The 24,388-nt window shown below is 63.1% G+C and carries 22 protein-coding genes and 1 pseudogene; 10 read left to right on the forward strand and 13 right to left on the reverse strand.

The genetic code is table 11. The annotated features are described in order from the left end of the window. Positions 1-48: 48 nt before the first annotated feature. The 4 genes from H1204_RS34530 to H1204_RS34545 all read right to left on the reverse strand — a co-directional run bounded on the left by H1204_RS34530 (position 49) and on the right by H1204_RS34545 (position 7,025). Positions 49-3,417: an efflux RND transporter permease subunit gene (locus tag H1204_RS34530; protein WP_180734978.1), complete on the reverse strand. Its 3,369-nt coding sequence runs from the start codon at positions 3,415-3,417 to the stop codon at positions 49-51. Positions 3,418-3,427: 10 nt separating this feature from the next. Beyond that, positions 3,428-4,663 (reverse strand): efflux RND transporter periplasmic adaptor subunit, encoded by a 1,236-nt coding sequence (locus H1204_RS34535; protein ID WP_180734979.1) that lies wholly within the window; start codon positions 4,661-4,663, stop codon positions 3,428-3,430. 106 nt (positions 4,664-4,769) lie between these two features. Then, positions 4,770-6,347 carry an efflux transporter outer membrane subunit gene (locus H1204_RS34540; protein WP_180734980.1) on the reverse strand — a complete coding sequence of 526 codons (1,578 nt, stop codon included), beginning with the start codon at positions 6,345-6,347 and terminating at the stop codon, positions 4,770-4,772. A 102-nt stretch (positions 6,348-6,449) separates the two neighbouring features. Beyond that, positions 6,450-7,025: a TetR/AcrR family transcriptional regulator gene (locus tag H1204_RS34545; protein ID WP_233446682.1), complete on the reverse strand. Its 576-nt coding sequence runs from the start codon at positions 7,023-7,025 to the stop codon at positions 6,450-6,452. A gap of 429 nt (positions 7,026-7,454) precedes the next feature. Between H1204_RS34545 and H1204_RS34550 the strand changes: the two genes are divergently transcribed. Beyond that, a complete protein-coding gene (locus tag H1204_RS34550; protein WP_243468986.1) occupies positions 7,455-7,673 on the forward strand; it encodes a glutathione binding-like protein in 219 nt (72 codons plus the stop codon). A 68-nt stretch (positions 7,674-7,741) separates the two neighbouring features. Here H1204_RS34550 and H1204_RS34555 read toward each other — a convergent pair whose 3' ends face one another. The 3 genes from H1204_RS34555 to H1204_RS34565 are packed head-to-tail and all read right to left on the reverse strand — an operon-like array spanning position 7,742 to position 10,012. Further along, positions 7,742-8,329 (reverse strand): flavin reductase family protein, encoded by a 588-nt coding sequence (locus H1204_RS34555; RefSeq protein ID WP_180734981.1) that lies wholly within the window; start codon positions 8,327-8,329, stop codon positions 7,742-7,744. Between the two features lies 1 nt (position 8,330). Then, complete coding sequence (locus H1204_RS34560; protein ID WP_180734982.1) at positions 8,331-9,074, reverse strand: GntR family transcriptional regulator; 744 nt, start codon at positions 9,072-9,074, stop codon at positions 8,331-8,333. Beyond that, positions 9,071-10,012 carry a polysaccharide deacetylase family protein gene (locus H1204_RS34565; protein WP_180734983.1) on the reverse strand — a complete coding sequence of 314 codons (942 nt, stop codon included), beginning with the start codon at positions 10,010-10,012 and terminating at the stop codon, positions 9,071-9,073. Before H1204_RS34565 ends, H1204_RS34560 begins: the two co-directional genes overlap by 4 nt. 288 nt (positions 10,013-10,300) lie before the next feature. On the opposite strand from H1204_RS34565, the gene H1204_RS34570 reads away from it, so the two are divergent. From H1204_RS34570 to H1204_RS34585, 4 genes are read left to right on the forward strand one after another with little or no spacing between them, the layout of a single operon-like run. Beyond that, positions 10,301-11,356, forward strand: a complete 1,056-nt coding sequence (locus H1204_RS34570) for an ABC transporter ATP-binding protein (protein WP_180734984.1) — start codon at positions 10,301-10,303, stop codon at positions 11,354-11,356. 53 nt (positions 11,357-11,409) lie between these two features. Beyond that, complete coding sequence (locus tag H1204_RS34575) at positions 11,410-12,711, forward strand: extracellular solute-binding protein (protein WP_180734985.1); 1,302 nt, start codon at positions 11,410-11,412, stop codon at positions 12,709-12,711. A gap of 31 nt (positions 12,712-12,742) precedes the next feature. Beyond that, the gene (locus tag H1204_RS34580; protein WP_180734986.1) at positions 12,743-13,657 is read left to right on the forward strand and encodes an ABC transporter permease; all 915 of its coding nucleotides are present in this window, start codon (positions 12,743-12,745) and stop codon (positions 13,655-13,657) included. A 1-nt stretch (position 13,658) separates the two neighbouring features. Continuing rightward, complete coding sequence (locus H1204_RS34585) at positions 13,659-14,555, forward strand: ABC transporter permease (protein WP_180734987.1); 897 nt, start codon at positions 13,659-13,661, stop codon at positions 14,553-14,555. A 26-nt stretch (positions 14,556-14,581) separates the two neighbouring features. Here the strand turns inward: H1204_RS34585 and H1204_RS34590 are convergent, their stop codons facing one another. The 5 genes from H1204_RS34590 to H1204_RS34610 all read right to left on the reverse strand — a co-directional run bounded on the left by H1204_RS34590 (position 14,582) and on the right by H1204_RS34610 (position 20,013). Then, a complete protein-coding gene (locus H1204_RS34590) occupies positions 14,582-15,307 on the reverse strand; it encodes a TetR family transcriptional regulator (RefSeq protein WP_180734988.1) in 726 nt (241 codons plus the stop codon). Positions 15,308-15,381: 74 nt separating this feature from the next. Continuing rightward, complete coding sequence (locus H1204_RS34595) at positions 15,382-16,299, reverse strand: ABC transporter permease (RefSeq protein ID WP_180734989.1); 918 nt, start codon at positions 16,297-16,299, stop codon at positions 15,382-15,384. Beyond that, complete coding sequence (locus H1204_RS34600) at positions 16,296-17,414, reverse strand: ABC transporter permease (protein ID WP_180734990.1); 1,119 nt, start codon at positions 17,412-17,414, stop codon at positions 16,296-16,298. Before H1204_RS34600 ends, H1204_RS34595 begins: the two co-directional genes overlap by 4 nt. After that, entirely contained in the window at positions 17,411-18,991 is a 1,581-nt protein-coding gene (locus tag H1204_RS34605) for an ABC transporter ATP-binding protein (RefSeq protein ID WP_180734991.1), read from the reverse strand. The genes H1204_RS34600 and H1204_RS34605 overlap by 4 nt, the downstream gene beginning before the upstream one ends. Continuing rightward, complete coding sequence (locus tag H1204_RS34610) at positions 18,988-20,013, reverse strand: BMP family protein (RefSeq protein WP_180734992.1); 1,026 nt, start codon at positions 20,011-20,013, stop codon at positions 18,988-18,990. The genes H1204_RS34605 and H1204_RS34610 overlap by 4 nt, the downstream gene beginning before the upstream one ends. A gap of 196 nt (positions 20,014-20,209) precedes the next feature. Between H1204_RS34610 and H1204_RS34615 the strand changes: the two genes are divergently transcribed. Genes H1204_RS34615 through hpxZ form a run of 5 tightly spaced genes read left to right on the forward strand, consistent with a single transcriptional unit; the run spans position 20,210 to position 24,159 of the window. Further along, positions 20,210-21,016, forward strand: a complete 807-nt coding sequence (locus tag H1204_RS34615) for a cysteine hydrolase (RefSeq protein WP_243468958.1) — start codon at positions 20,210-20,212, stop codon at positions 21,014-21,016. After that, positions 21,013-22,164 (forward strand): amidase, encoded by a 1,152-nt coding sequence (locus H1204_RS34620; RefSeq protein ID WP_180734993.1) that lies wholly within the window; start codon positions 21,013-21,015, stop codon positions 22,162-22,164. Before H1204_RS34615 ends, H1204_RS34620 begins: the two co-directional genes overlap by 4 nt. A gap of 11 nt (positions 22,165-22,175) precedes the next feature. Continuing rightward, positions 22,176-22,367: a DUF4089 domain-containing protein gene (locus tag H1204_RS34625; RefSeq protein WP_180734994.1), complete on the forward strand. Its 192-nt coding sequence runs from the start codon at positions 22,176-22,178 to the stop codon at positions 22,365-22,367. Next, the gene (locus H1204_RS34630; RefSeq protein ID WP_180734995.1) at positions 22,364-23,767 is read left to right on the forward strand and encodes an AtzE family amidohydrolase; all 1,404 of its coding nucleotides are present in this window, start codon (positions 22,364-22,366) and stop codon (positions 23,765-23,767) included. The genes H1204_RS34625 and H1204_RS34630 overlap by 4 nt, the downstream gene beginning before the upstream one ends. After that, a complete protein-coding gene (gene hpxZ / locus H1204_RS34635; protein ID WP_180734996.1) occupies positions 23,767-24,159 on the forward strand; it encodes an oxalurate catabolism protein HpxZ in 393 nt (130 codons plus the stop codon). Before H1204_RS34630 ends, hpxZ begins: the two co-directional genes overlap by 1 nt. Here hpxZ and H1204_RS53015 read toward each other — a convergent pair. Then, positions 24,078-24,376 (reverse strand): annotated as a pseudogene (locus tag H1204_RS53015) (hypothetical protein); the annotation flags it as partial. The gene hpxZ and the pseudogene H1204_RS53015 sit on opposite strands and share 82 nt — an antisense overlap. Positions 24,377-24,388: the final 12 nt, after the last annotated feature.

The following is a 24,388-nucleotide window of genomic DNA, read 5'->3' on the forward strand; positions in this document are numbered from 1 at the left end:
CGGTTCGAGACTGGCCAGAAAACGCCGCGCGCGGCAAGTGTTGGTTCGTCAAGCCGGCGCCCCCGTCCCTGGCGTCCCGCCGGGCGGCGGTCCGTCGAGCGGCACACCGTCCTTCGGCGTTCCATCTTCGTGTCCGCCCGACGCGGCACCATCGCCGCCGTGATGCGGCATCTTGTGCGACACCTCGTCGAGCTTGTCGCCGAGCAGGCGGCGCACGACCACATAGAACACGGGTATCAGCAGCAGACCCAGAAACGTTGCAAACAGCATCCCGCCGATCACGCCCGTGCCGATCTCGTGACGTGAAGAGGCGCCCGCCCCCGACGAGATCACGAGCGGGAACACGCCGAGAATGAACGCCATCGACGTCATCAGGATCGGACGCAGCCGCAATCGGGCCGCCGTCAGCACCGCGTCGCGCAGTGTCATGCCGTGCAACTGTCCCTCCACCGCGAACTCGACGATCAGGATCGCGTTCTTCGCCGCGAGGCCGATCACTGTCACGAGGCCGATCTTGAAGTAGATGTCGTTCGGCACGCTGAAGGTCAGGCAGAACGCGAGCATGCCGAGCATGCCAAGCGGCACCACCAGCAGCACCGACGCGGGTATCGACCAGCTTTCGTACAGCGCCGCGAGACACAGAAACACCACCACGATCGACAGCGCCATCAGCGTGGTCGCCGACGATCCCGACAGCAACTCCTGATACGACTGCCCGGTCCAGTCACCCGCGAAGCCGCTCGGCAACTGATGGTTGATGATGTCGTTGAGCGTATCGATCGCCTGCCCCGTCGAGTAACCGGGCGCCGAGTTGCCGACGATCTCGATGGCCGAATAGCCGTTGTAGCGTGGCAGCACCGTCGGCCCAAACGCCCATTTGGCATTCACGACGCTCGCGAGCGGCACCATGTTGTAGGGGGCAATCGCCGTATTGGCGGGCGACGGATCGACGGGTGTGACGAAACCATTCGAGCCGACGGCCGGGCCTGTGCTGGCCGTCGTGGCCGAACTGCTCTTGCTGGAAGACGCCTGACTCGACGACCCGCCGGCTGCGAAAACACTCGGCGTGTAGAGGTGCTGAAGCGCGTCGAGCGACATCCGGAACGGCGCATCCGCCTGGATATAGACACGCTTCACGCGGCCGCCGTACGTAAACTGGTCGATATAGAACGGTGCGAGTTCCATCTCGAGCGTTTGATACACATCCGTCAGCGACAGGCCCATCGCCTGCGCCTGCGTGCGATCCACCGCGATGTCCAGTTGCGGCGAGTTTGGCAGCGAGTTCGGCCGGATGCCGAACAGCACGGGACTTTTCGCCGCGCTGGTGAGCAGCGTGCGCTCCGCCTCGCCCAGTTCGGCGCGCGATTGCCCCGAGCGCGCCTGCAGATACATGTCGATGCCGCCGAACTGACTCAGGCCGCGAATGGTCGGCAGGTTCACCGCGAAAATCTGCGCGTCGGGGATCGACGACAGAATGCGGTTGATCTGCGGGATCATCTTCATTGCCGTTTCGGAGCGGTCCTTCCAGTCAGACAGCTTGATGAACGACATGCCGACGTTTTCGCTCGTACCAACAAAGCTGAAACCTTCAGGCTGGAAGATGCCGACGATGTCCTTGCCGAGCGGACTGTTGGCGAGCTTGTCGCGCAATTCGGCCATCACGTGGTCGGTGCGCTGCAAGGTCGAACCGGGCGGCAGGTTGACGAGCGCCAGCACGAAGCCCTGATCTTCGTCGGGCACGAAGCTGGTCGGCAGCTTCGTGTACAGGAAGCACGTCAGCACGAGCACGATCGCAAACGCCATCATCCAGCGTGGCGCGTGATGCACCGCCTTGCCCACATGGCTGAGATAGTGTTTCGTCGTCCAGTCGAAGGTCCGGTCGAACCATCGATAAAACGCGTTCTTCTTCGTCTGGTGTTCGGTCCTGAGAATCGCGGCGCACAGCGAAGGGGTGAACGACATCGCCAGAAACGCGGAGAATCCCATCGACACCGCAATCGTCAGCGCGAACTGCGCGTAAATGATGCCCGTTGCACCAGGCTGCAGCGCGGACGGCACGAACACGGCCGTCAGCACCACCGTAATCGCGATGATGGCGCCCGTGATCTGCTTCATCGCCTTGCGGGTCGCCTCACGCGGCTCCATGTGCTCTTCGCTCATGATGCGCTCGACGTTCTCGATCACGACGATCGCATCGTCCACCACGATGCCGATTGCGAGCACCATGCCGAACAGCGTCAACTGGTTGAGCGTGTAATGCAGCGCGGAAAGACCGATGAAAGTACCGAGCAGTGCGACGGGAATCACGAGCGTCGGAATGATCGTCGCGCGCAGGTTCTGCAGGAAGATCAGCATCACGAAGAACACCAGCAGGATGGCCTCGATGAGCGTGCGGATCACGTCAGTGATCGATGCGGTGATAAAGGGCGTGGTGTCGTACGGCACGCTCCATGTGACGCCTTCCGGCAGGTCGCGCGCGAGCGTATCCATCGTCGCCTTCACCGCTTTCTCGACCTTCAGCGCATTGGCGCCCGGCAGAAGGAACACGGCAAGGCCGCCGGCTGGCTTGCCGTTGTACATGGGTGCCTGTCCGTAAGTCTGCGAGCCGAACGAGATGCGCGCGACGTCGCTCAGTTTGACCGTGGTGCCATTGCTGTTCGATACGACGATGATGTCGCGGAACTGCTGGAGCGACGAAAAGAGACTGTCGCCGGAAACGGTTGCCGTGAACACCTGGCCCTTCACGGCAGGATCGGCGCCGAGCGAACCCGCCGCGAATTGCGCGTTCTGTCCGCTCACGGCATTGAGTACCTGTGTGGTCGACAGGCCGTAGCTCTGCAGCTTGTCGGGATCGAGCCAGATCCGCACCGCGTATTCCGAGCCGAGCAGCGTCGTGTTGCCGACGCCCGTCACGCGCCCGATCACAGGCTGGATCTGCGACGCCAGAATGTCGGAGAGCCGCCCCGCATCGATCGAAGCATTGTTCGACTGCAGCGCGATGAACAGCAGAATGTCCGGGCTCGACTTCGCGACGATCACGCCCTGCTGCGTCACCTGCGACGGCAACAGCGGCTCGGCGAGCGTGACCTTGTTCTGGACCTGCACCTGCGCAATATCCGGATTGGTGCCCGTCGCGAACGTGAGGATGATCTGCGTCTGGCCATTCGAGCTCGACGTCGAGCTGAAGTACAGCAGATTGTCGATGCCCGTGAGCTGTTGCTCGATCACCTGCGTCACGGTCGATTCCATCGTCTGCGAGCTCGCGCCCGGGTATTGCGCCGTGACGGTCACTTGCGGCGGCGCGATGTCCGGATACGAATCGATCCCCATGCCGCGCACAGCGATGATGCCGAACAGGCAAATGAGGATCGCGATGACCCACGCGAAAACAGGGCGGTCGATAAAGAAACTCGGCATGAGCGGTCTCCTACTTCGCCATGCCGGCCGAAGCCGCTGCGGCCGATGATGCCGCCGCGCCCGGAGAAGAAGCCGCCGCACCCGATGAAGCCGCCGACGCGGCAGCCGGTGGCTGCCACGCGACAGTCTTCACAGGCGCCCCTTCATGCGCAAACTGCACGCCCGTCACGATGACCTCGTCGCCATCGTTCAGGCCGTGCGTCACGATCCAGTTGTTGCCGAGGCTATTCGTCGTCTCGACGTCCCTGCGCGCCACCTTGCCATCGCCGCCGACCAGCAGCATATAGCCGCCCGTCGTATCGCGCAGCAAGGCCTGCTGCGGGACCAGGAACACATTGTTCTGCCGGCCGAAATCGACCGTCAGCGAGACGAACATGCCGGGCAGAAGACGCCGCTGCGGATTCGCGACCAGCGCGCGCAGATTGACGGCCCCCGTCGACGCGTTCACCGTCACGTCGGAGAAATCGAGCGTGCCCGCGCTGCCGTACGGCGCGCCATTGGGCAACGCGATGCGCACCGAGACCTGATTCTGCTGCGAAAGGTCGACGGTGCCGCCCGTTTGCGATTGCTGCAGCGTCGCGAGATCGGCGGAGCTGATCGTGAAGTTCACGTACATCGGGTCGATCTGCTGGATCGTCGTCAACAACGTGCCGTTGCCACCCGAGTCGGTCGTGCTGCTGCCGACCACCGCGCCCGCCGTGACCTGTTGCTGGCCAGCGATGCCGCCGATCGGTGCGGTCACGCGCGTGTAATCGAGCAAGATGCGTGCGCTCTGCACGGTCGCCTCGTCGGCCTTCACCTTGGCGGCCGCGCTGCGCTCGGCGGCGTCGGAGTTGTCGACGGTTTGCTGCGAGATCGAACCGGCGGGCAGCAGCTTCCGGTTGCGCTCGGCGGTGATGTGATCGTTGATGTAGGTGGCGCGATCCTCGGCCAGGATCGCGAGATCGTTGTCGAGCTGCGCGCGATAGAACGTCGGATCGATCTCGAACAGCAACTGTCCCGCGCGCACCTGTGAGCCTTCCGCGTAATTGCGCTTGAGCAGCACGCCCGACACGCGCGCCGTGACGTTCGCGCTGTAGTAAGGCGAAAGCCGCCCGACGAAGCGGCGTTCTAGCGGCACCGACTGCGCTTGCACCTTCACCGTCGAGACCTGCGGCGGCGGTGGCGGCGGCGCCTTTTTCGAGCACGCGGCGAGCACGATCAGACACAGACATAACAACGACACGCGTTCCAAACGTGACTTCATGAGAACTCCGTTGTTGCGTGACACTGGCACGCGCGGGCTGCATGTCTGCATGCGGGCGCTCCCGTGTCGGGTGAATCGTTGTGAACTGCGTGTGCGTCAAACGTGTTCAGTCGGCAGAGCTCGTGGATTGCTGCGCGACAGGTCGACCCGCGCTTCCCGAAGCCGGCGATGCAGCGTCGGCGTCATCGCGCTGCCAGCCGCCGCCGAGATTTTTCACGAGCAGCACGTGATTCTGCGCGAGCAAGGCCTGCGTATCGCGCAGACTCTGTTGCGCCTGGATCAATGTCAGCCGCTGATTCAACACGTTTTGCTGGCTGACTGCGCCGGCATTGAACTGCGCCTCTTCGCTCGCGAACAATCGCGCGTTGCTATCGAGCACATGCGCGAACGCGCTTTCCTGCGCCCGCAGATGATTCATCGACGACAGGCTGTCTTCCACGCTCTGGAATGCCGTGAGCACCGTATTGCGGTAGTTGGCCACGTCTTCGTCATACGTGGCGCGCGCCTGGTGCACGGCAGCCGTGCGCGCGCCGCCGTCGAAAATGGTTTGCGCAAGATCCGGCCCGAGCGTCCAGAAGCGGTTCGGCACCGTGAACAGATGAGCGAGCGTGCTGTGCGCGAAGCCGCCTTCAGCCGATAGCGTCAAGGTCGGAAAGAACGCGGCTTCGGCCACGCCGATACTCGCATTCGCGGCTGCCGCCGTGCGTTCGGCGCTGACCACGTCGTAGCGCCGCTCGAGCAGTTGCGAAGGCAGCGACGTCGGCACGGCGGGCGCCATGAAGTGATAGTCGGGATCGGGCGGGATGCTGAACGACTCAGGCGGCACGCCCGCCAGCACGGCAAGTGCGTGTTCGTCATGTTCGCGGTTGATTTCCGTCGTCTGCAGATCGGCGATCACCGTCTCCAGATCTTCTTGCGCGACCAGCACGTCGTCGTTGGAGGCGCCGCCCTGGGCGTAGGCCGTCTGCACAATTGCGAGGATGCGCCCGTACGCGTCCAGCTGTTCCTTCAGCGCGCGGATGTCGTAGTCGGCTTGACGCAACTGGAAGTAATCGGTCGCGACGCTGGCCGCAATGGAAATGCGCTCGCCGGCGAGTTGCGCGTCGGACGCCTGCGCGTTGGCCTTCGCTTCCTCGATCTGACGCCGTATCTGGCCCCACAGGTCCAGTTCCCAAGTGACGGCCCCGAGCGCGACGATGCTGTTGCCCGCTCCGCCCGCCGCCGAGGTCGACGTCGACGCCCCGGACCCGCGGCTCGCGCTTAGCCCGGTGACGTTGCCGCCCGAACGCGCGCCGGACAGACCCGCCGTCACGGTCGGGAACAGGCCCGCACGGTTCGCCTCGACCGTCGCGAGCGCGAGGCGATAGGCGGCCTCCGCCGCGGCGATCGACTGGTTCGCCCGCAACGCCTGATCGACGAGGTCGTTGAGCTTGTCGTCGCCGTACATCCGCCACCACGTACTGTCGATCGCGGCTTGCGGGTTCGCATCGGCGCGCTGCCAGTCGACGCCTTCCTTGAACCCTTCAGGAATCTGCGCTTCGGGCCTGCGATAGTCCGGGCCCATCATGCAAGCGGCCAGCGACATAACAACGACGAGCACGACGCCGCCCAGCGCCGCGAAACGCCATTGCGTTCTTCCACACCCTGCGCGCACAACATTCGACGCACGCGAAGCTGTTTTCATGCATGTGCCTCCATTGACTGGATCGGCATTCCGACAAAAGCGATTTACTTCGTATGACTAATTTATTTGAATGAAAACCGACAATGTTTTGAAAGTTTTGTTTCACCGGGTCAAGCACCCTGCGGTGAAAATCCTGACCGCCTGCTTCGCGATCAATTGACGTCTCGCTGCGCTCGGGCGCCGCGCACCCATGAGCAGCATTCTGGCGCGCACACCGCCTAGCACCAGATGCACGAACTGCTCGGTGGCGAGTTCGACGTCGTCGAATTCGAGCTCACCGTTTTCGACCGCTGCGCGCAGATAGCCTTCGAGCGGTTCGATACCGATCAGCCGCCCACGCTCCTGATACAGCCCGGCCGAGAGCGCGGGAAAGCGGCGTGTCTCGACCAGCAGCACCCAGTAAAGCTGGGTCATTTCATCGCGAGTGCCGATGTCGAGCAGGTGCAGCGCCGCTCTTTCGAGCACGTCGACCGGTTCACCGCCGCTCGTGACGATGTGCCGGAGTTGCTCCTGCCAGGTCCGCCCCAGCGTTTCCAGAATCGCGCTAAACAACTGCTCTTTGCTGCCGAAATGACAATAAAGCGTCTTCTTCGCCACGCCCGCATCGCGAGCAATGTCGTCTAGACTGGTCTCCCGGAAGCCAACCGTCAGGAAGCGTTTTTTGGCGCTCGCGACCACTGCGCGAAGTCGAGCCTGCGACTCGCATCGCGTCAAGCGTCCACCCGGCCCGTGCTTGCGATCTGGATTCATGGCGTCCGAAAACGGGCCGTATGGAAACTCTACTGGCGAGTTTCCACTCCGTGTCTTCAATATAGGGACGTGCCATGCGCACGCGCCGACGACCACAGCCTCACGCAGTATAGTCAATGAATTCCGCTTGGGGCATTCGACAAATAACTATTGTTGTTCGTGCAATTGAATCATTAATCGTCACTTCTCGCGACAGAGGTGCACGGAAATCATTCATTTGATCGACTGTTATTGGATAGACAGTTTTCGCATGAGCGATTTTTCTTTTTCGTCACCGACGTGATAGCCGTCAGTCACGCTGCTTTTTTTCTTCGTAGCGCGGGTGTTCCGGCGGGGCAAGCGCTGCTTGTCGAACGGATGTTCGCTGCGCTCGAATCGGCAGAGCGGTATGTCAGTGACGAACCGTATATGGCAGGAATGACATTTTCGATCGCGGACATCGCGGCCTTCACGATCACGCAGTCGGTCATGTCGCAACTGCCCTGGGCGCAACTGCCCAATTTACGCCGCTGGTATGCGCAGGTCGAGGCGAGGCCCGCACTCGCGCGCGGTCTCACGGTGTTCGATCCGCGTTGATCGATGCGAAGCCGCCAGATGGAAGAGGCAGTCTGCGGATATCGGCCGTTCCAAAGAACGCGTGCAACTCAAAGCTCGAACCGATCCCGCGTCGTCACGTAATCGCTCGCACCGAACCGACCTACGGGAAAATAATGCTGCAACCTGACGCGCCAGGCGTCACGGTCGATCAATTCGTCCCGCGCGTGCAGCACCAGCACCTTGCCGATAAATATATGACGGCTCGCCGTTTCAAGCGTCTCCCAAAGCTCGCATTCGAACGCAACAGGCGCCTGCGCGATGCGCGGCGGCTTGACCCGCGTCGACGTCAGCGCGGTGAAACCCACTTCGTCCAGTTCGCTGACATTCGACGCAAAGCGCTCGCCGCAGCGATGCATCTGCTGCGCAATCGCTTCATCGGCAAGATGCACGACGAATTCTTTTTCGCGCGGAATGTTCACTGCTGTGTCCTTCAACGTGCCGTCCGTCAGCCGGTTGATGCTGATCATCACGATAGGCGGTTCCTCGCCCAGCATGTTGAACATCGAGAACGGCGCGGCGTTCACTGTGCCATCGGCGCCGAGCGTCGTCACGAGCGCGATGGGACGCGGGACAATCAGGCTCGCCATCAGTTTGTAGCGCTGGTACTCGGTGATCGCTTCGAAGTCGATTTCCATGTTATTCCATCGCGGTTTGTCGATCGGGTTCGATACCAAGCATTTGCGCAAGCCGCTTCTTGCCAGGCATGCGTGACGTTTCGATGCGCGCCTCCAGACTCTGGAGATGCGCCGTCATATGCGCAATCGCGCCCTCGGCATCGCGGGCTTCCAGGCAATCGAGGATAGCGGTGTGCTCGTCGTGCTCGCACGGCGCGTTGCCGACCGGCTCGTAAGCACCGACGATCAGCGAGCAGCGGGAAATCAGTTCGGTGAGGTAGCGTTCGAGCGTCGCGTTGCCCGCCAGCGCCGCGATACGCAGATGAAACTCGCTTGCAAGCCGCGCCCATGAAGGCTGATCGAAGCGATGCATCGCCTCGTGCTCGTCCGCAAGCTGTTTGCGCAGCGCGCCGATATCGTCGACGCTCGCGCGTCGCGCCGCGAGTTCGACCAGCGCGCGTTCCACCGCGCAGCGGGCCTCGAAAATTTCGCGTGTTTCTTCGCGCGTCGGTTGCGCAATAACGGCGCCCTTGTTCGGACGCAACACGACGATACCGTCGTGCGCCAGCTTCTCCAGCGCGCGCCGCACCACCGCGCGCCCGACGCCGAACAGTGCGCACAGTTCCGGCTCGGGCAGCTTCGTGCCCGGCGTCAGCCTGCGATTCAACACGCCTTCGAAGATCGTTTGATAGATGCGCCCATCCGCATCCGCCCGGTCGCGCTTCTCGTGTTTCGCGGGCCTCATGCCCGCCTGCACGGCACTCATGCGGCTTGCGCCGCAACGGGCACGGCTTCTTCTGCGTGGCGCGCGATGGCGCCGGGTGTCGTGAGCCAGATGTCGTCGCGCGCATTGCCGATATGCGCGAGCGCGCGCCGCAAGTGCCGCAACCGGTAAGGCTGTCCAACGATGTACGGATGCAGCGCGATGCCCATGACGAGCGGCTGCGCAGTACGCGCGCGCTGTGTTTGCTCGAGCATCTCGTCGAACTGGTCGACGATCATGTCCGCGAAATCACGCATGTCCATCTGCCGCGCCATGATCATCGGCAGATCGTTCAGCTCTTGCGGATACGGAATCGACCACAGCGGCCTGCCCTTCGTTTGCATACGCACAGGCCGGTCGTCGTGACACCAGTTGAGCGTGTAGCGATAACCCGTCTCGGCGAGCAGGTCCGGCGTGCGGTGCGATTCGGAGATCCACGGCGACAGCCATCCCGCCGGTTCCGCGCCGGACTGTTCGATCATGCGTGCGCGGCAATGGGCCAGCAGCGCGCGTTCGCCGTCCTCGTCCAGATCGCTTTGGCGCTGCGCGTTCGTGTGGCCGTGCGCGATCAGTTCGTCGCCGCGCGCGGCACAGGCTTCGATGAGTTCCGGACAGTGATCGTAAAGCGACGTGTTGATGAGCGTGCCCGCCGGCATGTCGAGCGAATCGAACAATTCGATGCAGCGCCACGCGCCGACGCGATTGCCGTACTCGCGCCAGCTGTAGTTCAGCACATCGGGCTGCGGCGACAGCGGCCCCAGCGCCGCGCCCAGACCCTCGCCGAACGCGAAGTGCTCCAGGTTGAAGCCGAGATAGACGGCAAGCCGCGCGCCGTTCGGCCAGTGGTAAGCATCGCCCTCATGAATCGGCTGATAGCCGAAGCGGCCATGTGTTTTCAGTGCATCAAATGAACCGGACGGCTCGCGCTTGAAGTCGTTCATTGTCGGGTGTGAATGATCCGGTTTGGTTAGGTTGTGCCCCAATCCGAACGAAACCTGCACTGCGATTGCACACGCAACCAACTCGCAAGTGCTGACGATCGAGGTCCGCAATCGTGTGCAATATGCGCGCCAACCTGTCGACACGCGTTGTCAGCGGGCGTTGCGGCACACGTGCGAGTACGTGCTGACGGCGCACAAGATCGCGAATGGCATATGACTTGCAGAAGCTCCCGGCTGCATGCTTCGTGCGCCGTATTCCATTCGCGTCATCTGACAGGACACACCTTCATGGTTCAGCCGGCATCTACCGTGGTTCATGTAAGCCCCGCCGACATCGAGCTGGTACACGTTTCGAAGCGTTATGGCGACTCGCTCGCCGTCGATGCGATCGACCTGCGCATTCCCGGCGGCGCGTACTGCTGCCTGCTCGGCCCGTCGGGATGCGGCAAGACTTCGACGCTGCGCATGATTGCGGGTCACGAGTGGGTCTCCGAAGGCGACGTGCTGATCGGCGGGCGCAACGTGACGCATGAGCAGCCTGCCGCGCGGGGCACGGCGATGGTGTTTCAGAGCTATGCGCTGTTCCCGCATCTGTCCGCGCTCGATAACGTCGCGTTCAGCCTCAAGATGCGGGGCGTCGCCAAAGACGCGCGCCGAAAGCGCGCGGGCGAACTACTCGAACTCGTCGCGATGTCGGCCCACGCGAACCGCCGGCCCGCCCAGCTTTCGGGCGGCCAGCAGCAGCGTGTCGCGCTCGCGCGCGCGTTGCTCAACGAACCGCGCTGCCTGCTTCTCGACGAACCGCTATCCGCGCTCGATCCGTTCCTGCGCGTACAGATGCGCGCCGAACTCAAGCGTTGGCAAAAGGAACTCGGGATCACCTTCGTCCACGTCACCCATTCACAGGAAGAAGCGATGGCGCTCGCCGATCTCGTCGTGGTGATGAGTCACGGCCAGATCGAGCAGACGGGTACGCCGTTCGAAGTCTTCAACCGGCCGCGCACGGAATTCGTCGCGCGCTTTCTCGGCGGCCATAACGTGCTTGGCGCGAAGGGCGGTCTCTTTACCGTGCGCGCCGACCGCTTGCGCATCGCGCCGCAAGGCGTCACGCCGGGCACGAGCGCGGGAGAAAGCGGCTTGAGCCGCATCGGCGGCCTCGCCTGCACGGTGCGCGAAGCCGAGTATCAAGGCACGCACTTGCGCATCACGCTCGACCCGCAGGATGGCTCGTCCGCGCTCGTGTCCCTGATGAGCGACGCCGACTACGATCCGCAACGTCTCGGGCCAAATGCGCGCGTGACGGTCTGGTGGGACGAGCAGAACGCTCATCCGCTCGCGGCCTGACAAGTGCACTGACAACGACAACGCAACGGCAATTTCTTTAGAGGAGAGAAGCAATGAACGACGACAAGGTGGCCGCAAACGTGCAACAGGCTGGAGAAGAGACTGTAGGCAAAGGAATATCGCGCCGCACGTTCATCAAGGGTGCGGTCGCGGCTGCGGGCATCGCCGGTTTCCCATATGTGCACGCACAAGAGAAGCTCACGCTGCGTTACCTCGGCACGGCCGTCAACCAGAGCGCGGACATTGCGAAGAAGTTCAAGGAAGACACGGGCATCGAGATTCAATACATTCCCGTGACCACCGATGACGTGACCAAACGCATCATCACGCAGCCCAATTCGTTCGATATCGTCGACACCGAGTACTTCTCGCTCAAGAAGCTCATTCCGGCGGGTACGCTCGCGGGTATGGACGCGAAGCGTATCAAGCTCGCCGACAAGATCACGCCCGTCCTGACGAAGGGCGAAGTGGACGGCAAGAAGATCGGCGATCAAGGCACGGCGCCGAAAAAAGTGATGTTCCTCAAGGGCGCGCGCTCGACCGAATTCTCCGCGACGCCGACCGAGTGGATGACGCTGATCCCCACCACGTACAACGCCGACACGCTCGGCATTCGGCCCGACCTGATCCCACGGCCCGTGACGACGTGGGCGGACCTGCTCAATCCGCAATTCAAGGGCAAGGCGGCGCTTCTGAACATTCCCGCCATCGGCATCATGGATGCGGCGATGGCGATCGAAGCGATGGGCCACGTGAAATACGGCGACAAGGGCAACATGACCAAGGCCGAGATCGATCAGACCATCAAGATCCTGATCGAAGCGAAGCGCGCTGGCCAGTTCCGCGCGTTCTGGCGTGATTTCAACGAGAGCGTGAACCTGATGGCTTCGGGTGAAGTCGTGATCCAGTCGATGTGGTCGCCCGCCGTCACGAAGGTCCGCACGATGGGCATCGCCTGCAAGTTCCAGCCTTTGAAGGAAGGCTATCGCTCATGGGCGTCGGGTTTCGGCTTTCCGCGCTCGCTGCAAGGCAAGAAGCTCGATGCCGCGTATGAATTCGTCAACTGGTTTCAGGACGGCTGGGCAGGCGCTTATCTGATGCGTCAGGGTTATTACCCCGGCGTCACGGAAACGGCGCGCACGCATATGCAAGCCTACGAATGGGACTACTGGATGGAAGGCAAGCTCGCGGCGCAGGACATCAAGGCGCCCGACGGCCAGCTGCTCGAAAAAGCGGGCGCCGTGCGCGACGGCGGTTCGTACAACCAGCGCATGGGTGCGATTGCGTGCTGGAACGCCGTGATGGACGAGAACATCTACATGGTGCAGAAGTGGAACGAATTCATCGCGGCATGAGAATGCACAAAAATACGCGCGGAGTGTGAAGATGGCCTCGGTCGAGTATCTCCAGCAGGCGAAGCCAACGGCCGTGCGCCATCGGCGTGTGAGCGCGTGGCTGCAAGCCACGCCGCTCACGGTCACGTTCGCGCTGTTTTTTATCGTGCCGCTGGTGATCACGTTGATCGTCAGCTTCTGGGACTTCAACGAGTATCAGATCATCCCGGCGTTCACACTGAAGAACTACGCGGCGATCTTCGACGGTTGCACGTCGCTCACGGACGTTTGCGTCACGGTCAAGACGTATTGGTCCACGCTCAAGTTCTGCGCGATGGTCTGGGCGGTGACGCTCGTGCTCGGTTTCACGATCGCGTATTTCCTCGCGTTCCATGTGCGCACGACGGCGATGCAAACCGTGCTGTTTCTCGTCTGCACGATTCCGTTCTGGACGTCCAACGTGATCCGCATGATCTCGTGGATTCCGCTGCTCGGCCGCAACGGGCTCGTCAATCAGGCGCTGATGTCCGCGCATCTTGTGGACCAGCCGCTCGAATGGCTGCTGTATTCGAACTTCTCCGTCGTGCTGGCGTTCGTGCATCTCTATACGTTCTTCATGATCGTCCCCATCTTCAACGCGATGATGCGTATCGACCGGTCGCTGCTCGAAGCGGCGCGCGATGGCGGCGCAAGCGGCTGGCAGATGATCCGCGACGTCGTGTTGCCGTTGTCGAAAACGGGCATCGTGATCGGCTCGATCTTCGTCGTCACGATCGTGATGGGCGATTTCCTCACGGTGGGCGTGATGGGCGGGCAGCAGATCGCGTCGGTCGGAAAGATCATCCAGGTGCAAACGGGCTATCTGCAATTTCCCGCCGCTGCCGCAAACGCGATCATTCTGCTCGCGGTGGTGCTCATGATCGTGTGGGCGCTAACGCGTGCCGTCGACATCAGAAAGGAACTCTGACATGAGTGTTTCGCTCAGGCATCGCGAGCGCCGCCCCGCGAGCTTCTACTGGCTCGCGCTGATCTTCGGCCTCTTTGTGCTGTTTCTGTATGGCCCAGTGATCACGATTTTTATTCTGTCCTTTCAGGGTCCGGAAGGCGGCCTGACTTTTCCGATGCGAGGCCTCTCGCTGCACTGGTTCGAGGTCTTGCGCAACGGTGTCGGCGATGTCGATATCTGGGCTGCGTTCGGGCGCTCCGTCAAACTCGCGATTGCGGTAACGGTGTTGACGGTGCTGTTCTCGGTGAGCGCGGGCCTCGCGTTCAGGCGGCGTTTTCGTGGCGATACGGCCGTGTTCTACGTATCGGTCGCGAGTCTCATCATGCCGTCGATCATCGTATCGCTCGGCATCGGGCTGACTTTTCGTCTGCTCGATACGCTCATCAAGTATCTGGCCAACGCGTCGGGCTTTCAGTCGTTCGCGGATAGCTGGACCACGTCGATGGGCCTCTACACGTCGGCGCTCGGCGCGCATCTCACGTGGACGTTGCCGTTCGGTCTGCTCGTGATGTTCGCCGTTTTCAATCGCTTCAATCCCGCGTTCGAGGAAGCAGCGCGCGATCTGGGCGCCTCGCCGTGGCAGTCGTTCCGCCATGTCGTGCTGCCTATCATCGGGCCTTCCGTGATCGGCGTCGCGATGTTCGGCTTTACGCTTTCGTGGGATGAGATCGCGCGCACGTCGCAGGCGATCGGCGATCAGAACACGCTGCCGCTCGAATTGCAGGGTTTGACCACCTCGGTGACCACGCCCGTCATCTACGCGCTCGGCACAATGACGACGTTGATCTCGCTTGCGGTGATGGTGGGCGGATTACTCATCGCGAGATCGCTCGCGCGAAAGCGGGCGACTGCGGGTTGATGCGCCGCGCGGCGTTGCGCGGCGCCCTATCGGCAATTGAAGAAGTGCGCCGCCAGTTCCGGCACACGCGCTCCCGTCAGAAACGCGCGCACGAGTTCGTGTGCCTGTGCCTTGTGCGCGGCCTGCCATCCAGGCGCGAGCATTTCCGTGTCGAACATGCGTGAGAGCGTGTACGCATTGGACTTGTGAAAATACGCGAGGCTCACGAGCGTCACGTACATATGCAGCGGATCGATCCCCTCGCGCAACTCGCCAGCGGCCTCGCCGCGTTCGATCAGGGTGCGCAGCTTGTCGAGCACGGGCGACGACATCGCGGGAATGACCTTCGAGCGTTTCAGGTAGCGCGCCCGATTCAGGTTTTCCCACGAAAGCAGGCACAGCAACTCGGGGTGCGCTGAAAAGTGCGCTTCTGTGAAATCGTAAAGCTGCAAGATGCCTGCCGCGGGGTCGACGGTCTTTTCATCCAGTTCAACGGCCAGCTCCGCTTCGCGCAGCTTCGCCAACACATGCTCCAGCACTTCGACATACAGCATTTCCTTGCCGCCGAAGTAGTGGTAGATCATGCGGATATTGACCTTCGCGCGACTCGCGATCCCTTCCACGCGCGCACCGCTGAAGCCTTTGTCCGCGAACTCCTTGATGGCGATCCGGAAGATGCGCTCGCGCGTCTTTGCTGCAAGTTGCTGGCGACGCGTGGGCTCGTCCTTCGCCGTTCGGGCGGGTGTGCTGGGTGCAGAGGCGTTGCGTGGCATGGTGTCGATGAATGATTGAAGAATGGCGCGGCTAATCGTTATGGTACTCCGCCGCGCCCCCGGCGCTCGCGCGCTCAACGCCTGAACGGCTGGGTGAGCGCAGGCGGCGCGGACTGCCTGCCAATCAATCCTGCCACGGCCACGAGTGCGAGCAGATACGGCAGCATGATGAGCAATGCCGTCGGCACATGCAGGCCGAACATCGGCAGTTGAAACTGCATCGCCGTCGCTGCCCCGAACAGCAGGCACGCGAGCGCCGTGCGGCCGACCTTCCAGTTGCCGAAGATGATTGCGGCAATCGCCAGATAGCCTGCGCCGTTGGTCATGCCTTCCGTAAAAGTGTGAATGTCGCCGATCGAGATGAAGCACCCCGCTGCCGCCGACATCACGCCCGAGAACACCACCGCGCCGTAGCGAATCCGCGCGACACCGAGGCCCGACTGATCGACCGCGCGAGGCGCGACACCCGTCGCGTGCAGCGCGACGCCCAACGCGGTGTAGCGCATCATCACGTAGGTTCCGATCAGCACCGCAAGCCCCGCATACAGCAGCCACACTTGCCCGAATATCGGTTCGCCGATGACAGGCAGCGTGCCGAGCACGGGCGGCGACCAGTGCGCAAGGCCCGGAATCACCGCGCTCGAACGCTCGCCGAAGATTCCGCGGTAAGCGAGCGTCGTGCCGCCGAGCGCCAGAATGTTGATGCCGATGCCCGTCACGATCTGGTTCGCGCGCATCGTCACGCTCAGGAATGCCTGCAGCAGCGCGAGGGGAATCACGCCGAGCATGCCGCACAGCAAACCAATCGACGGATTGCCCGTCAACCATGAAAACGTCGCGCCGAGAAACGCGCCCGTCAGCATCATGCCTTCGACGCTCATGTTGAGCACGCCCGCGCGCTCGCTCACGATCTCGCCCGTGGACGCGAGCATCATCGGCGCGGCGAGGCGGATCGACGCGCCCGCGAAGACTGCGAGAAGTTCGAGATTCATTGACGTGCGTCTCCCTTGTCGAGCCACATCGCGCCGCCCGCGAGCGCGATGGTGACGATGCCCTGCACGATCAGCACGAGCGCGGAAGGCACCTGCGCGACCATTTCCATGTTGATGCCGCCCGAGCGCAGAAAGCCGAACAGCAGCGCCGCCGCGAATACGCCCGTGATCGAGCCGCGCGCGAGCAGGCCGACCACCAGGCCGTCGAAGCCATAACCCGACGAGAAGCCCGCTTTCAACGAGTATTGATCGCCTTGCAGCATCAACGCGCCAGCAAGCCCGCTGAAGGCGCCAGCAAGCGCCAGTGCGCCGACGATGGACGAAGTGATCGGAAGACCCGCGCGCCTCGCCGCGATCGCGTTCAGGCCCGCCGCGCGCAGCGAAAGGCCGAAGCGCGTGCGCGTGAGCATGAAGGCAGAACCGATCGCCAGCGCAATCGTGATGGGCAGCCCGATATTGAGGTTCATGCCGCTCGCGGCGAGGATTGCGGGAAGCTTTGTGAGATCGGGAATTTCGAGCGATTCGGGAAAGGTCGCGCCGTTCGTCATCGGCTGGCGCAGCAGCGCTTCGCTCTGCACGCACCAATAGAGCAGCCACACGGCGATGAACGACAGCAGCAACGTGCTGATCACTTCATTGGTGCCCGCCTTCGCTTTCAGCACGCCGGGCACGCCGCCCCACAGCGCGCCCGCAGCGGCGGCGCCGAGCATCGGCACGATGAACGACAGGCCGAACGGCAAGTGCGCGCATCCGCCGTAAAGACTCAGCGCCGTCGCGACGATGCCGCCGATCGCAAGCTGCCCTTCACCGCCCACGTTGGTAAGCTTCGCGCGGTTCGCGATCACGAAGCCTGTGCCAACGAGCGCGAATGCGAGGCTGCGATTGATCGACGCGCCGATCGCATACGGCGAGCCCCATGCGCCGTCGGCGAAGGCCGCGCGCGCATCGCTAACGGGCACGCCCATTAGCGCGATCAACGCGAGCGCCGCCAGCATCGCGAATACGACGGCCCCGGCGATCACGCACGCGACACGCACATGCGGCAAACGCGCACGCCAACCGTGCGAGTCATGCGTCGAACCGAACAGGGTTTGCACCTTCATCTGCGGATTCATGCAGGTTCTCCCGCGCCCGCCATCCACCCGCCGATGCGGCCGCGATTGCTCGCCTCGGGCGTGCAGGTGCCCATGACGCGCCCGCGATACAGCACGACGATGCGATCGGCGACGCTCATCAGTTCGTCGAGTTCGGAGGAAATCAGCAACACGCCCACACCACGATCGCGTGCGGCGCGAATGTGCGAGTACACGGCGGCGACCGCGCCGACGTCGAGGCCGCGCGTCGGTTGCGCGGCGAGCAGGAACAGCAGCGGATCGAGCGTCAGTTCTCGCGCCAGCACGGCCTTTTGCTGATTACCGCCCGACAGGCCGCCGAACAGCGCGTCAGGGCCGCTCGCGCGCACGTCGAAGCGCTGCATCAGGTCGAGCGCGGCGGCGCGCATTGCGCGGCGGCGCAGAAAGCCAGCGCGCGTGTAGCGGTCGAGATGGTTGAGCAGCAGATTGTCGGCGACGCTCATCCCCGTGACACAACCCACAGCGTGCCGATCTTCCGGCACGATGCCGACGCCTGCTTGCGTCAGTTCGCGCGGCGTCGCATTCGTCATGTCGCGCCCGGCGATAAAAAAACGTCCCGCCGACGCGCTCGTCATACCCGCGAGCACCGCGCCGAGTTCGCTCTGTCCATTGCCTTCGACACCCGCAATGCCGACGATCTCGCCGCGATTCACGACGAGCGTGCAATCTTCGAGACGCGTGACGCCTTCGGCATCGCGTGCGCTCAGGCCGTCGATCTGCAATACCTCTTCAGCGAGCGGACGCGAGTATGGCGAGCGCGTGTTGACGAGCGACAGACGGCTCGCCAGATCGGCGTCGTCCTCATCACCGTCCTTACCCGGGCGATGAATCATCGCATGCACGAGCCTGTCGATATCGCTCGAAGGCGCCGCCGAACGCGCCACCACGCGCCCCGTTTGCAGCACCGTCGCATGCGTGGCGATCCGGCAAATTTCCTTCAGCTTGTGCGTGACCAGCACCACTGCGCAGCCGCGCGCAGCGACGCGCTCGCAGGTGTCGAGCAACGCATCGATCTCGGCGGGCAACAGCACGGCAGTCGGCTCGTCGAGCAGCAAAAGACGCGGCTCGCGCATCAGGCATTTGACGATCTCCACGCGCTGCCGCTCGCCCACCGACAGATCAGCCACCTTCGCATCGAGCGCCAGTTCCAGCCCGACACTCGCCAGCACTTCCCGCAATCGCGCCGCTTCGCGCTGCCGGTTCAGCCAGCCGCGCGCCTGGCCAAGCAGCAGATTGTCGAGCACGCTGGCGTCGTCGACGAGGCTGAAGTGCTGATGCACCATCGCGATGCCGCGCGCCAATGCCTCACGCGGATTGCGCGGACGATACGGCGCGCCGTTCACCTGCATCGCGCCCGCATCGGGCTGGTGAACGCCGAAAATCACGTTGCACAGCGACGATTTGCCCGCGCCGTTCTCACCGAGCAGGCAGTGCACGTCACCCGGCATCAGATCGAGCGACACGCCTTCGAGCGCCGTGAACGCGCCAAAATGCTTGCCGATGTTCGTCAGCGACAGAATCGGCTCGGCACGCGCGACGGGAGAAGCGAGCGTGCTCATCCCTCGGATACCTTGATCTTGCCGCTCAGGATGTCGTCTTCGATCTGCTTGAGTTTCGCGTCCATCGCGGGTGTCGATTTGCAGATCACCATGCTCGACGCCTTCGGCCCCATCGCGAGACCAAACGCTTTGTAACCCGGCTGCCACTGGCCCTTTTCGAGTTGCTCGATCGCGTACTGCGCCTGGTAGCCGACGCCCGTGATGCTGTACGCCACATACAGCGGATCGCTGCCACAACGGTCCGTATAGCTGCCGATGATGTGCGTGTTCTTTTCCTTCGCCGCCTGCTCCAGTCCGCGCAACCCGAGGTTCAGGATGTGATAGTGGACGTCGGCGCCTTGCGCGATGGCGGCAGCCGTCGCTTCGCGAGCCTTGGCGACGTTGTCGAAGTCGCCCGTATAGCTCTCGAAGTACTTCACCTTCGGGTTGATATAGCGCGCGCCGTTGCCGAATTCCTTGCCCGCGTTGACGATGGACGGAATCTCCATGCCGCCCACGTAGCTCACCGCGCCGCTCTTCGACATCATCGCGGCCGCCGCGCCCGCGACGAATGCGATCTCGGCCTGCTTCACGTCGTAGCCTGCGACATTGGGCGGCATGTTCTCCCCCTTGTTGCCGCCGACAACCGAGAACTTCACGTTGGGAAAGCGCCTGGCGATCTTCAGCACGGCCGCCTGCGTCTGTCCGCCGATGCCGATCACCAGCTGATTCTTCGACGCGAGATTGGTGAGCGCCTGCTCCATGTCCGCGTAGTTGATGTTCTCGATGATCTGCGTCTTCAGTTTCGGGCCGAATTCCTTCTGCGCGGCGACCACGCCGTCGTAGCCCGACTCCATCCAGCCCTTGTCCGTCTTCGAGCCGGGAATCAGCACGCCGACGCGCATCGCGTCATCGGCGGCGTGCGCGGCGGGAATGAAGAACGAAGGCGCGGCGAGCGCGACGATTCCCGCCACGACGAGCGCGCGAGCCACGAGCCGGCGGCTCAGTTTTCCGTGCGATGCCTGTTGCGAACCGATCATCATTGGCACTCCTTTTGCGTTGGATTTGGGTAAGTAGGTTATTCATGACTGAAATGCACGTTGCAACTTCGATGCCAATGCGCGTTCGATCCCGCCGGAATGCTCCCGCGTTTCCGCTTCCGCAGGCGACACGGGCGACGTGCAGATCGCCGTTTCAGGAACCCTCGGACATCACACGCTCAACGCTCTGGAGAACCCCGTGAACGACAACTCGAACCCAGACCTGGCAATGCCTGGCGGCACGCTCGGCGCTTTCGCGCAGACGCGCTGGACGGCCACCGGAACGCTCGTCGACATGGCCGCGCCGACGCCTGCGCCGCGCATCGCCACCCTCGATTCCGAGCCGCAAAACGTGCGCTTCGATATCGAAAAATCGGCCCTCGTGATCATCGACATGCAGAACGACTTCTGCACCAAAGGCGGGTGGGTGGACCACATTGGGGGCGATTACAGTGCGGACCGCGCGCCGATTGCACCACTGCAGCGCCTGCTGCCCGTGGTGCGCGATAGCGGCGTTCCCGTCATCTGGGTGAACTGGGGCAACCGGCCGGATCTCGCGAACATGCCGCCCAATCAGATCCATCTGTACAAGCCGAAGGGGACGGGCATCGGTCTCGGCGAGCCGTTGCCGGAGCATGGCGCGCGCGTGCTGGAGAAAGATTCGTGGGCTGCCGCCGTGGTCGACGAACTGAAGATCGAGCGGCAGGATATCTGCGTGGACAAGTACCGGATCAGCGGCTTCTGGGACACGCCGCTCGACAGCATCCTGCGCAACCTCGGCACGCGCACGGTGTTCTTCGCGGGCGTCAACACCGATCAGTGCGTGCTGCACACGCTCACCGACGCGAACTTTCTCGGCTACGGCTGCGTGATGCTGACCGATTGCTGCGCGACGTCGTCGCCTGCGTTCTGCACAGAGGCCAGCATCTGGAATGTGAAGAAGTGCTTTGGCTTTGTCGCGGATTCGCTGCAATTCGCTGCCGCGCTAAAGGAGGCCGCAGCATGAGCGCGTTCATCCCAGGCCCACGCGTCCAGGTCAGCGCGAACGCACACGGTTCCCTTGATGGCTTGCGCTTCGCGGTCAAGGATCTGATCGACGTGGCGAGCACGACGACGGGCGGCGGCAATCCCGATTGGCTGGCAACCCACAGTCCCGCCGCGCGCCATGCGCCTTGCGTCGCCAGATTGCTCGACGCGGGCGCATCCGTGGACGGCAAAACGATTACTGATGAACTCGCCTACAGTCTGGAAGGCGTGAACGCTCACTACGGCACGCCGCTCAATCCGCGCTGGCCGTTTGCACTGCCGGGCGGATCGTCGAGCGGATCGGCGTCCGCCGTGGCGAGCGGCGAAGTGGACTTCGCGCTCGGCACCGATACGGGCGGCTCGGTGCGCGTGCCTGCCGCGTTCTGCGGATTGTGGGGGATTCGTCCGACACACGATGCGGTGTCGCTGGAAGGCGTCCTGCCGTTTGCGCCGTGCTTCGATACGGTTGGCTGGTTTGCGCCCACGGGCGCGATGCTCGCCCGCGTCGCCGACGTGTTGCTGGACGGCGTGACTGCCGTCGATACGCCCTCGGCCCTCGTGCGCTGCAAGGAAGCATTCGATGCACGCGCATCGAACGAACCTGGCGACGCGCAGCGCTTGCGCGAATTGTCCGCTACGCACGACGAGATCGAAGTCATCGCGGATGACCGCGAGCGCTGGCTGCATGTGTATCAGCAGTTGCAGGACGATGCGATCGGCGCGTCGCTGGGTGCGTGGATCGATGCGACCCAGCCGCGCTTCGGCGCGGATATCGCCGCACGCTTCGAGCGCCTCAAAACACACGATGCCGACGAAGTCGAACGGTGCCGCGTCATGCGCGAGACGTTCGCGCGACGCATCGACGGCATCGTAGGCGACGCGCTGATCGTGCTGCCGACCACGCCGCGCTCGTTGCTGAACAAGCACGAAACACCCGAACGCACCGATGCGTTCTATCGCGACGCGCTGACCATGAATGCGATTGCCGCATTCGGCGGCTTGCCGCAAGTCACCGTGCCCGTCGCGAATGAAAGCGAGCGACCGCTCGCGCTGTCGATCATCGGCCCGCGCGGCAGCGATCGTGCGTTGATTGCACGGGCGCGCCAACTGTTCCCCACTCTTCTGTGAACCTGACACCCATGTCAACTCCGCTCGATACCACCCTCGACACTTATGTCGACGCCGCGCTCGCGCTGCACTTCCCGGCGCTTCCCCCCGAAGCCGCCGCGCGCGTGAAAGCGCAATTCGCCCGCGTTGCGCAGCTTGCAGCGCCCGTGCTGGCCTATCCCGTCGACACGAACGACGAACCCGCGACGGTGTATCGCCCATGACGACATTCAGCAGCGTTTCCGGCAGTGCGCTGTCTATCGCGCGCGCGTATGCCGATGGCGCATTCAGCGCCCGTGAATTGATAGAAGCAACGCTCGCGCGGATCGACGCACACGACACGCAGATCAACGCGTTCACGGCCATCACGCGCGAACGCGCGCTCGCCGAAGCCGATGCACTCGACGCACGCCGCGCGAGCGGTGAGACATTGCCGCCGCTCGCGGGCGTTCCGTTTGCGGCGAAGAATCTGTTCGATATAGCGGGCGTCACGACGGTAGCGGGCTCTCGCGTACTCGCCGACATGTCACCCGCTACGGCGGATGCAACGCTCGTACGACGCCTTTGCGAGCAAGGCGCAATCATGGTCGGCGCGCTCAACATGGACGAGTTTGCCTATGGATTCACGACCGAGAACCATCACGCGGGACCGTGCCGCAATCCGCACGATTTGACGCGCACGGCGGGCGGATCGTCGGGCGGCAGCGCGGCGGCCGTCGCGGCGGGCTTCGTGCCCATTACGCTCGGCACCGATACCAACGGCTCCGTGCGCGTGCCTGCTTCGCTGTGCGGCGTGTTCGGCGTGAAGCCGACTTATGGACGCCTGTCGCGGCATGGCACCTGGCCGTTCGTCGCGAGCCTCGATCATATGGGCGCTTTCGCGCGAAACGTGGACGATCTCGCTGCCGTCTACGACGCGTTGCAATGCACCGATCCGTTCGATCCCTCATGCGCGCAGCGTGGCTTCGAATCCGCGAATGCGAGGCCGGGTGTGTTGCGCGTGGCGCGGCTTGGCGGCTATTTCGACGAACACGCGAATGACGACGCGCGTGAAGCCTCGCACGTCGCCGCTGAAGCGTTGTCGGCGACGCATACAGTTGAATATCCCGATGCCGATGCGGCGCGCGGCGCGGCGTTTCTGATTACGGCTGCCGAGGGCGGTCAACTGCATATGGCAAATCTGCACGCGCGCTATGACGAGCGTGAGCCTTTGTCGCGTGATCGGCTGATTGCGGGTGCGTTGCTGCCCGCTGCGTGGATCGTGCAGGCGCAGCGCGTGCGGGCTGCATTGCGGCGCCGCGTGCTGGAACTGTTCTCGCACTACGATGTGCTGATTGCACCGGCTACGCCTGTCGTCGCACCGCACATTGGCGATGAGTTCATGGACGTCAACGGTGAGCGGCTTGCTGTGCGGCCCAATCTCGGTTTGTTAACGCAGCCGGTTTCCTGTCTTGGGCTGCCTGTCGTCGTCGCGCCGATGCGTACGCGCGATGGCTTGCCGATCGGCGTTCAGTTGATCGCGCCGCCGTGGCGTGAGGAACTGGCGTTCGAAGCGGCGCGGCGTCTCGAAGCTGCGGAGGTCGCGTATTGTCCTCCACCGGCGTTCGATGCGGGAGCACAGTGATGATCGAGATCAATCGGCCCGATGTGCTCGCTGAAATCAACGCAGCATTCGATGCTTACGAACAGGCGCTCGTGAGCAATGACGTCGCTGTGCTCGATGCGCTCTTCTTCGATTCGCCGCATACGCTGCGGTATGGCGCGACGGAAAATCTGTACGGATACGACGCGATTCGTGAGTTTCGTGCTTCACGGCCCGGCAAGGGACTTGAGCGTACAGTGACGGCGCGCGTCGTTACGACATATGGCGACGCGTTCGCCGTCGCCAATATCGAGTTTCGGCGCGATAACGAGCCACGAGTCGGCAGGCAAAGTCAGACGTGGGTGAAGATGCCCGAAGGCTGGCGAGTGGTGAGCGCGCATGTGAGCTGGATGGGCTTGGCCTCAGGTTCGTGATGGTTTTTTTCGCTGGCATCCGCGTCATGATGCTGATGTCCGAGACCGGACAGCCGCAGCACATTCGCGGTAAGGGAAAATCGCTTTCAGACCTTGCGCGCGCCCGGTGTTTTGCCAGATATCGGCGAGCGTGGATTCCGACAATGCTATGAGATCGGCAACGCCCCGTCACACGGTTATACCGTCGTGCAGCGCACGCAATTTCCAGCGCGACCTCGGCTATAATCCC

Source organism: Paraburkholderia sp. PGU19, from assembly GCF_013426915.1.
Classification (GTDB): Bacteria; Pseudomonadota; Gammaproteobacteria; order Burkholderiales; family Burkholderiaceae; genus Paraburkholderia.